Origin of the sequence: Pseudooceanicola sp. HF7 (assembly GCF_011806405.1) — a bacterium.
GTDB lineage: Bacteria > Pseudomonadota > Alphaproteobacteria > Rhodobacterales > Rhodobacteraceae > Pseudooceanicola.
In genome coordinates, this window is sequence record NZ_JAATOW010000041.1 from 31,662 (window position 1) to 40,186 (window position 8,525).

9 protein-coding genes and 1 tRNA gene are annotated in these 8,525 nt (G+C 63.3%); 2 read left to right on the forward strand and 8 right to left on the reverse strand.

Going from position 1 to position 8,525, the window contains the following annotated elements; translation table 11 throughout:
• Positions 1 to 213: 213 nt before the first annotated feature.
• Entirely contained in the window at positions 214 to 708 is a 495-nt protein-coding gene (locus HCZ97_RS17775; protein WP_167690457.1) for a BLUF domain-containing protein, read from the reverse strand.
• Positions 709 to 1,017: 309 nt separating this feature from the next.
• Positions 1,018 to 1,845 carry an oxidoreductase gene (locus HCZ97_RS17780; protein WP_167690458.1) on the reverse strand — a complete coding sequence of 276 codons (828 nt, stop codon included), beginning with the start codon at positions 1,843 to 1,845 and terminating at the stop codon, positions 1,018 to 1,020.
• A 107-nt stretch (positions 1,846 to 1,952) separates the two neighbouring features.
• On the opposite strand from HCZ97_RS17780, the gene HCZ97_RS17785 reads away from it, so the two are divergent.
• Together HCZ97_RS17785 and HCZ97_RS17790 are read left to right on the forward strand one after the other, a co-directional pair.
• Positions 1,953 to 2,843 (forward strand): AraC family transcriptional regulator, encoded by an 891-nt coding sequence (locus tag HCZ97_RS17785; protein WP_217701820.1) that lies wholly within the window; start codon positions 1,953 to 1,955, stop codon positions 2,841 to 2,843.
• A 196-nt stretch (positions 2,844 to 3,039) separates the two neighbouring features.
• Positions 3,040 to 3,663 (forward strand): LysE family translocator, encoded by a 624-nt coding sequence (locus HCZ97_RS17790; RefSeq protein ID WP_254871592.1) that lies wholly within the window; start codon positions 3,040 to 3,042, stop codon positions 3,661 to 3,663.
• Between the two features lie 222 nt (positions 3,664 to 3,885).
• Here the strand turns inward: HCZ97_RS17790 and HCZ97_RS17795 are convergent.
• From HCZ97_RS17795 to sufD, 6 genes are all read right to left on the reverse strand, one after another.
• A tRNA-Arg gene (locus HCZ97_RS17795) sits at positions 3,886 to 3,962 on the reverse strand.
• 90 nt (positions 3,963 to 4,052) lie between these two features.
• Complete coding sequence (locus tag HCZ97_RS17800) at positions 4,053 to 5,066, reverse strand: methyltransferase dimerization domain-containing protein (protein WP_167690461.1); 1,014 nt, start codon at positions 5,064 to 5,066, stop codon at positions 4,053 to 4,055.
• A gap of 198 nt (positions 5,067 to 5,264) precedes the next feature.
• Positions 5,265 to 6,485: a cysteine desulfurase gene (locus HCZ97_RS17805; RefSeq protein WP_167690462.1), complete on the reverse strand. Its 1,221-nt coding sequence runs from the start codon at positions 6,483 to 6,485 to the stop codon at positions 5,265 to 5,267.
• Positions 6,486 to 6,500: 15 nt separating this feature from the next.
• Complete coding sequence (locus tag HCZ97_RS17810; protein WP_167690463.1) at positions 6,501 to 7,064, reverse strand: YIP1 family protein; 564 nt, start codon at positions 7,062 to 7,064, stop codon at positions 6,501 to 6,503.
• Entirely contained in the window at positions 7,061 to 7,564 is a 504-nt protein-coding gene (locus HCZ97_RS17815; RefSeq protein ID WP_167690464.1) for a YIP1 family protein, read from the reverse strand. The genes HCZ97_RS17810 and HCZ97_RS17815 overlap by 4 nt, the downstream gene beginning before the upstream one ends.
• Positions 7,564 to 8,525 (reverse strand): Fe-S cluster assembly protein SufD (gene sufD, locus HCZ97_RS17820; RefSeq protein ID WP_167690465.1); only part of this gene is annotated, 962 nt, incomplete at its 5' end. The genes HCZ97_RS17815 and sufD, both read right to left, overlap by 1 nt.

An 8,525-nucleotide genomic window follows, 5' to 3' on the forward strand; every position in this document is an offset into this window, starting at 1 on the left:
AACCTTTTGCGGAAGGGCGTCAGGCGCCTGCTTGCTGTTTCGCTCAAGCAGAGCAGACGGCCTCTACCTGCCCTTTACGGACCCAAAGGCCTGACGCCTGGCACCGCCAAGTAGCCCGGCTCCGGCCAACCACGTCACAGGCTGGTGCATATCCTGATGATCGAGGCCCGACGAAAGCTTTGGAAAAGCCTCTTTATCAAGCCTCGCAAAGGCTCATCGTTGATGAGCGATGCCGCCCGAGATTCTTGGAAGCAACCTTTTCAACCTACCGCGCATACCGGGTTGGACATCACGAACGTGATGTGCGGGAAGGTTGATCAAATGCGCGTAGTGAAGGAACTCGACAAGACGCTTTGCCGGGGCAAGCGTAATGTCAGACGGCGCGCCTGCGCTCTTGGCCCAGCTGTCCCAGCAACAGGTTTGCTCAGTCGTGTACCCCATCGCCCAGCCGTCGAAATACCGGGTATCGACCGGCCCATCGCAGACGACCCTGATGTTCCTGTGCCGGCTGTCCTGAAGGATATTCGCCTTCACAAGCTCCACCGCTTCCGTCGGCCCCTCTACGTACTGGGTGAAGGTGCCGCCTTGCCGATGCAACGTCCCGCTGATGCCCAGAGGCCCGTTGAAAGCTCGCGCCATGGTGTAAATGGACCGATCTCGATCCTGCGGCACCATTGCCTGGCTGTGGTAGAGAAAAGCGGAATACACGGCGTGCCCCTACAAGACGAATTTTCACGAAACTACAAGCGTTTACTTGCTAAATGCCTTGGGCCAAAATCGGCCACCCAGGGCTGCATAGCGCGTTCTGCTATGCCCTTGGCGCTTCGTGGAAAGAATCAAGGACACGTAAGAAATCTCACACATCCTTGCGATTCAGTAAATATTAAAACGTGTTCGTATCGTGCCACTAACGCTGCGGAATCACTGCGCGCACAGAGCGTCGCGCCTGCCGGACGAAGAGGGCCGGCAGCTCGGACTGGACGACCGGATCACTCCGCGCCCGCAGTGAAGATGCCGTCAACCGTCGGTAGAGCGTGTGACGGCCTCCCAGTCATCGATCTCGCCCAGCATCGCCGTCAGCCGCCTGCGCACCAAGTCAAGCGCGTCGCTGCCCAGCAGCAACTGCGGCGGCGGCGTGTCCGACATGACAAGTTCCAGCACCGCCTCGGCCAGCCTGTCAGGGTCGCCAAGCTGGGCCCCATGCTTTTGCTGCCGTGCCGCGCGGATCGGGTCGAAGAGGCTGTCGTAATCGGCAATCGAACGCTCCGTGCGGACCATGGACCGGCCTGCCCAATCCGTGCGGAAGGAGCCCGGGCAAAGCGCCGTGACATACACGCCGAAAGGCGCCATCTCGGCCCGCATGACCTCGGAAATGCCCTGCAACGCGAACTTGCTGCCGCAGTAATAGGCAATCCCCGGCATGGTGATCAGCCCGCCCATCGACGTCACGTTCAGAATGAAGCCAGACCTGCGCTGGCGGAACCGGGGCAGAAAGGCCTTGGCCACCGCCACGGCGCCAAAGACATTTACGTCGAACTGGCGCCGCATCTCGGACAGGGGCGATTCCTCAAGCACCCCCTCATGCCCGTAGCCCGCATTGTTCACCAGCACATCGACCGGGCCGAAATCTTCCTCGGCCTGCGCGATAATCTGCGCGAGATTGTCGAAATCGGTGACATCGCAAAGCACCGGATGCGCCCCCGGAAGGCGGTCGTGCAACACGTCGCGCGCCGTGTCGGAGCGCACCGTGCCGATCACCGCATGACCCGCCGCCAGGGCAGCCTTGGCGATGGAGAAACCGAAACCAGAATTGGCGCCGGTAATGAAAAAGGTCTTGCCTGCCATGAAGAGGCCTCACTTGCTTGTTTCCACGGATTGACAGATAGTCTTGAGCCAGCCCGTCAGATACGGCGGATCCTCTGTCATTATTGTCCGATCCTATGAATTCCCCCGTGATCCCTGATGATCTGATCTTGCAGGCGGGCCTGCTTGCGCCGCGCGCGGGCTACAACCTGACCGCCCTGCCCGGCCTGCGGATCCTGCGTTCCGAAACCGTGCTTGAGGACGTGCCGGTGCTCTACCGGCCGGGTGCGGTCTTCGTGCTGCAGGGGGCCAAGCAAGGTTTCCTGGATGGGCAGGTGTATCGCTATGATGCCGATCACTATCTTGCCGTGTCCGTCCCGGTGCCGTTCCGCATGGGCTCTCTGGCCGATCCCGCACGGCCTCTGCTGGCGATGTATCTTGAGTTCGACCTGAAACTCGCGGCAGAGATCGCCTTGGCGCTGGACACTTTGGAAGGCCCGGTGCCGACGCAGGCCCGCAGCCTCGTTTCAAGCCCGCTGGACCCACGGATGCGCAGTCTGCTTGGCCGGGTCCTGGGCACGCTGGGCGATCCGCGGGAAAGCGAGATTCTTGGCCCGGGTCTGCTGCGGGAGCTGCATTACCGCGTGCTCGTCGGCCCGCAGGGCGGCGCGCTGCGGGCGGCGCTACGCCACCAGGGCCCAGCCGGACGCATCGTGGAAAGCCTGGCGCGCATCCGGGAAAGCTATGCCGCCCGCCTCTCTGTGCCCGATCTGGCAGCCGCGGCGGGGATGAGCGTTCCGTCTTACCATGCGCATTTCAAGCAGCTGACGGGAACCTCGCCCATCGGCTACATCAAGGCGATGCGCCTGCACGAGGCGCGGCTGATGATCGCGCGCAACCAGGGCTCGGTCGCCAGCGTCGCGGCCCAGGTCGGCTATACGAGCGCCTCCCAGTTCAGCCGGGACTTTCGCCGGCACTTCGGCCGCAGCGCGACCGAAGAGATCCGCTGGATGCAGGATCACCTGGGCGAGGTGACGTGACCGCCCGCGCGCTCCCTGCGGCTTGATCTGACATCGCCCAGGCAAGCCTGCCCTTGTCCTGGCCCTCATGAATGCCGGCTCAGTGCACATGGCGGCCATTCCCGTGCCCACGCCAAATGCCTGCAATGAAAGTTTGACCGGCCCGGCGCGATGGCACTAGCCTTCCCTTGCAAATGGAGGGAACGCGACGATGCCCATGGAAGCCTATTTGATCTACCTGGCAGCGGTCGCCGTGTTTTTCGCAACACCCCCTGACACCAGCCAGCTTCTGATCATCTCGAATAGCGTCAGGTATGGGCTAAGGCGTAGCGCCTATACGATCGCCGGCGATCTGGCCGCGAACAGCCTGCAAATGACGGCGGCAGCCTTTGGACTGGCCGCAATCATCGCGACCTCGGCGACTGCCTTTATCTGGATCAAATGGCTCGGGGTGGCCTATCTGGTCTGGATCGGAATCCAGCTAATTCTCTCGAAAGATCAGGGGGATGACGTCACCGCGAATACCTCGGGCCAATCGTTTCGATTGTTCCGACAGGGGTTCGTAACATCCATGGCGAACCCCTTTGCGGTCGTGTTTTTCGGGGCTCTCTTTCCGCAGTTCATCGACCCGACAACGCCAGTCCTGCCGCAACTGGTCATCCTCGGCGTCACGTACCTGGTGGTGGATGGCGCCATTCTACTGCTTTGGGGCTGGCTGGGTGTTCGCGCGGCCACGGCCCTCAAGCGGTTTTCCTTCGGCTTGGTGAACAAACTCTGCGGCGCGCTCATGATTGCCGCAGCCGCGTTGCTGGCAAGCAAGGATGTTCAGCCACAAAGATAGCTTTGCGGGCATTGAAGCTTTGGTCACTCAGAGCTCATGTTGAGGCTAGCGCCCCACAGAGCGAGAAAGTCGCCGTCTTGCTTCGCGCCCAATGTGCGGAAGCGCGCACTCGGGCCAAAGCCACACATCATCCCTGCGATGCATAAGCCCCTAAGAGGGTGCGCATGAGGCCCGCCAAAAGCTGCAATCTTTTGCGACACGAACAGTAAGTGATTGATTTTATGGTGCACCCGATAGGATTCGAACCTATGGCCTCTGCCTTCGGAGGGCAGCGCTCTATCCAGCTGAGCTACGGGTGCCTGTGGGTCCCGCTTATGGCCTGAGGTCGGGACAAGGGCAAGGGGCTAAGACCCGCCCCTCGCAAAAATTTTCACGCGGTTTGCGCGGCGTCAGGCAGGCTTGCGGCCCTGGGCCAGCATGGTCATCTCCGGGATCATCACCCGGATGCCGGTGTCGGCGAAGCCGGCGGAGTCCAGCGCGCCGGTCAGCCAGCCCGCATCCAGCGAGCGCGCCTCGGGCGTGAAGGCCGTGTGCTGCAATTGCCAGAGCGCGGCCAGCGACGGCCCGGTGCGCTCCGTCTCGACCACGAAATCGTGGATCAGGATCAGCCCGCCGGGGTTCAGCACCTCCATCGCCTTGGCGATCAGCCCGTCGTGGGTCGCGCCCGGCACGCCGGAAAACAGGTAGGACATCAACACGATATCCTGACCGCCGGGCCAGTCGGCCTCAAGCGCGTTGCCCTCCTGGTAGGTGATGCGGTCGCTCAGCCCCGCGTCCTCCACGTAGCTGCGCCCCAGGGCGGCCACATTGGGGAATTCCAGCACGGTGGCGGTCAGGTCCGGGAACTTCTGGCACAGGGTGATGTCGAAGGCCGCCGTGCCCCCGCCAACGTCCAGCAGCTTCTTGCCGCCAGACAGGTCCAGCGCCTTGGCCAGCTGGCGCGCCGGGCCAAGCGACCCCGCGTGCTGGCTTTCCGAATAAAGTCGCGCCTCTTCCGGATCAGAGAACCAATCGGCGTAGGACTTGGTCGCTTCCGCGTCCATCTGGCCGGTCAGCGCGCCCTCGATCTGGTCCAGCAGCGGATACATCTGCTTGCCCACCTGCAGGCGCAGGTAATCGCCGAAATCATACTTGGCCCCGCGCACCAGGAAGGCCTGCGACGCCGGAGAGTTCGAAAACACGCCCCCCTCGACAGAGACCAGCCCAAGGCCCGCCAGCGCCGTCAGCAGCGTCATGGCGCGATCTTCGTGGATGCCGGCCTTGTCGGCCAGCGTGGCGGCGGTCATCGGCTCTTCGGCCAACAGGGAAAAGACTTTCAGTTCCAAGGCGGCAAACAGCGCCTTGGACCCCATGAATCCGAATGCGATCTGAGAAATTTCGTCAGCTTCGGTCAGCAGGGCCATGGAAGTCTCCTAGGATTGTTTCACTGCCCTCAGCGTAGCGGCCCTGCCCCGAAATGAAAGCCGGAGGCCGGAAAACGACCTGATTAATGTCGCCCCTGCACATAAGAAGGGCCTCTCCCGCTGGGGAAAGGCCCTTTTGTCTTCAGTTGATCGCGGAACGGTCGCTGAACGCTTGAAACCGACCCGCCCCCTCAAGGGTCAGGCGAACAGATCATGCGCCAGCTCCAGCGCCTCGACCAGTTTGTCGACTTCTTCTTCGGTATTGTACATCGCGAAGCTGGCCCGGCAGCTGGCGGTGATGCCCAGGGTCTCCATCAGCGGCCCGGCGCAATGATGCCCGGCGCGCACCGCCACCCCCTTCTTGTCGAGGATGGTCGAGATGTCATGGGCATGGGCCGCCCCGTCCAGCGTGAAAGAGAAGATCCCCCCCTTGCCCGGCGCCTGCCCCTGGATGTTCAGCCAGTTGAGCCCGTGCAGCTTTTCGGTGGCATAGGCGGTCAGGGCCTTTTCATGCGCCGCGACGTTCTCCATGCCGATGTCCATCAGGTAGTCCAGCGCCACGCCCAGGCCGATGGTCTGGACGATGCCGGGGGTGCCGGCCTCGAACTTCATCGGGGCATCGGCATAGGTCACCTCGTCCCGGTGGACCTCCCGGATCATGTCGCCGCCGCCCATGAAGGGGCGCATCTCGGCCAGGCGCTCGGCCCGGCAATAGATCGCGCCAGAGCCGGAGGGGCCGTAAAGCTTGTGCCCGGTGATCGGGTAGAAATCGCAGCCGATGTCCTGCACGTCCACCGGCATGTGCACCGCCCCTTGCGAGCCATCGACCAGCGTGGCGATGCCGCGGGCGCGTGCCGCGGCACAGATCGCCTTCACGTCGACCACGGTGCCCAGCACGTTGGACATATGGGTGACGGCCACCAGCTTCGTTTTCGGGCCCATGGCCGCGATGACCTTTTCGGGGTCCAGGCTGCCATCGGGCTCCATCTCGACCCATTTCAGCACCACGCCCTGGCGTTCGCGCAGGAAGTGCCAGGGCACGATATTGGCATGGTGTTCCATGACCGACAGGACGATCTCATCCCCGGCTTCCAGCTTCGGCATGGCCCAGGAATAGGCCACCATGTTGATGCCTTCCGTGGTGCCGGAGTTCAGGATGATCTCATCCTCGCTGCCCGCGTTCAGGAAGCGCGCGACCTTGCCGCGTACGGATTCATACTTGTCCGTCGCCAGGTTGGACAGGAAGTGCAGCCCGCGGTGGACGTTGGAATATTCCTCTGCATAGCCACGGGTCACCGCGTCGATGACCGCCTGCGGCTTCTGGGCAGAGGCGCCGTTGTCCAGGTAGACAAGCGGCACGTTGTTCACCTTGCGGGACAGGATCGGGAAATCGGCCCGGATTTTCGTTACGTCGAACATGTCAGCGGCTCCCGCTCAGATTTCCATGGGCGCGACGCCCAGGGCGGCCAGAAGCACCGAAAGCGCCAGCACTGCCCCGAAGAAGCTCACGCCCAGAACGCCGACGGCCTTCAGCAACGTGTCGAAACGATGCGCCGCGGCGGTAAAGGTTATGGTCATGTAGATGCCCCAGACCCAGGCCGCCATGGCCAGCATCCAGGCAAGGCTGGGCGACAGAAGCTCCACGAAAAGCAATACGACCTGAACACCCAGCCGGATCAACTGCATCCAGATGCCGACCCGCAGCAGCGTCTCAAGCGTGCCTTCACCGCCGAAAAGCCGCCCCACGACGGTCAGCGCGGCGGCGCTCAGCCAGACGATGACCCCCACCGCCAGCGCCAGCGGCACCGGAGAGGCAAAGGCCTCCACCTGGAATTCCATAGGCAGAACAAGGCCGTAGAAGATACCGTTAAGGCAGGCGACAAGCGCCAGCCCCAGGAAGATCGCAGAGCGGTCCAGCGGTATGTTCACGATGATGGGCGCCGCGCGGCGCGGGTCCAGGACGCTCTGCCGGATCAGCTCCGGCCAGTTGGTGCTCATGCCGCTTGGCTCCGTTCCAGGTCGTTGTATTCCGCTTCCACCAGCCCCGCGATCCAGAACCAGAGGAAACATGCCAGCCAGGCCAGGCCGACCAGGCTTTTCGCGCCACCCGGCCCGATCAGCCCGGCGACCATGCCGTGCAGCAGCAGCAGTGGCGTGGCCGCGACCAGCGCCCAGAAAAGCGCCACCCGCGCGCCGTAGAAATCGCCCCGGCCGCCGAAGAGGCGCAGCACAAGATGCGACAGCCCCGCGAGCAGGTAGAGCATGAGCGGCAGGATGAAGACCAGCCCCATAAGCGAGGCGCCCATGAGCATCTGCAATTCCGCGCCGGTCTCGAAGGCTTCGCGGGCAAGGGCCGGCAACTGGGCCACGAACATCGCCACGCAGCCGCCCATCACAAGCGCCAGGGCGCGGTCTTCCCGTTCGCCCTGGGCAAGGATGCGGGCCACCACCCGTCGCGGAGCGCGATAGGTGGCGGCGATATTCAGCACCAGCGACATCAGTCCAGGCGCCGGTCCAGCCAGGCGGTCAGACGATCCAGCAGGATCTCCCGCAGGGCCTCGTCATCGATCTCTTCCAGGGCTTGCGCCAGGAAGGCGATGGTCAGCAGGTTGGTCGCCTGCTTGTGCCCCACGCCGCGGGCGCGCAGGTAGAACAGAGCTTCCTCGTCGATCGCGCCGGAAGTGGAGCCATGCGAACAGGCCACGTCATCGGCGTAGATCTCAAGCTCCGGCTTGGCCAGGAACTGGCTGTCGCCATCCAGCAGAAGCGACTGGCTGATCTGGTAGCCATCGGTCTTCTGGGCGCCTTCCTTGACCAGGATCTTGCCCTGGAACACACCGGTCGCCCCGTTGCGCAGCACCTTCTTGAAGACCTGGCGGCTTTCGCAATTCACCGCGTCATGGGTGATGAAGACCGTGTCGTCATGGTGGAAATCACCATCCCCAAGGGTCGCGCCGGCGACATGAGCCACGGCATCATCGCCGGTCAGCTCAAGCACCACCTCGTTGCGCGTCATCACGCCATTGGCGGTCAGCGTGAAGCTCTTGAAGGTGCTTTCAGTGCCAAGGCGCGCGAAGATATGCGTGACGGCACGGCGTTCGTGATCCCGCCCCTGGGCCCGCACATGGTGGAAGCTGGCGTTATCGGCCACTTCCACTTCCAGCACCTTGTTGAAGCGCGCGGCCGCAGGGCCATTCTCCAGCAGGGTCAGCTCTGCGCCCTCTTCGACCTTGACCACGTGGTGCAGGATCGCGTCAGAGGTTTCCGAGCGGTGGTGATAGACCAGCGAAATCGGCTTGGATGCCTTGCCCGTCACCCGGATCAGCATGCCATCGGTGGCCGCATGGGTGTTGAGCGCGGCAAGCGGACGCGCCACGGGGTTCTGGCCCGCGCTTTCCAGCACACCGTAAAGGCCCTTGGCCCAGTGGATATCGCTGTCCACCTCGGCCAGGCGCTCGA

Coding starts and splice junctions, on each gene's coding strand:
- HCZ97_RS17780 (WP_167690458.1), bottom strand. CDS start 1,845: ATGGCAGGCAAGACCTTTTTCATTACCGGCGCCAATTCTGGTTTCGGT.
- HCZ97_RS17790 (WP_254871592.1), top strand. CDS start 3,040: ATGGAAGCCTATTTGATCTACCTGGCAGCGGTCGCCGTGTTTTTCGCA.
- HCZ97_RS17800 (WP_167690461.1), bottom strand. CDS start 5,066: ATGGCCCTGCTGACCGAAGCTGACGAAATTTCTCAGATCGCATTCGGA.
- HCZ97_RS17805 (WP_167690462.1), bottom strand. CDS start 6,485: ATGTTCGACGTAACGAAAATCCGGGCCGATTTCCCGATCCTGTCCCGC.
- HCZ97_RS17810 (WP_167690463.1), bottom strand. CDS start 7,064: ATGAGCACCAACTGGCCGGAGCTGATCCGGCAGAGCGTCCTGGACCCG.
- HCZ97_RS17815 (WP_167690464.1), bottom strand. CDS start 7,564: ATGTCGCTGGTGCTGAATATCGCCGCCACCTATCGCGCTCCGCGACGG.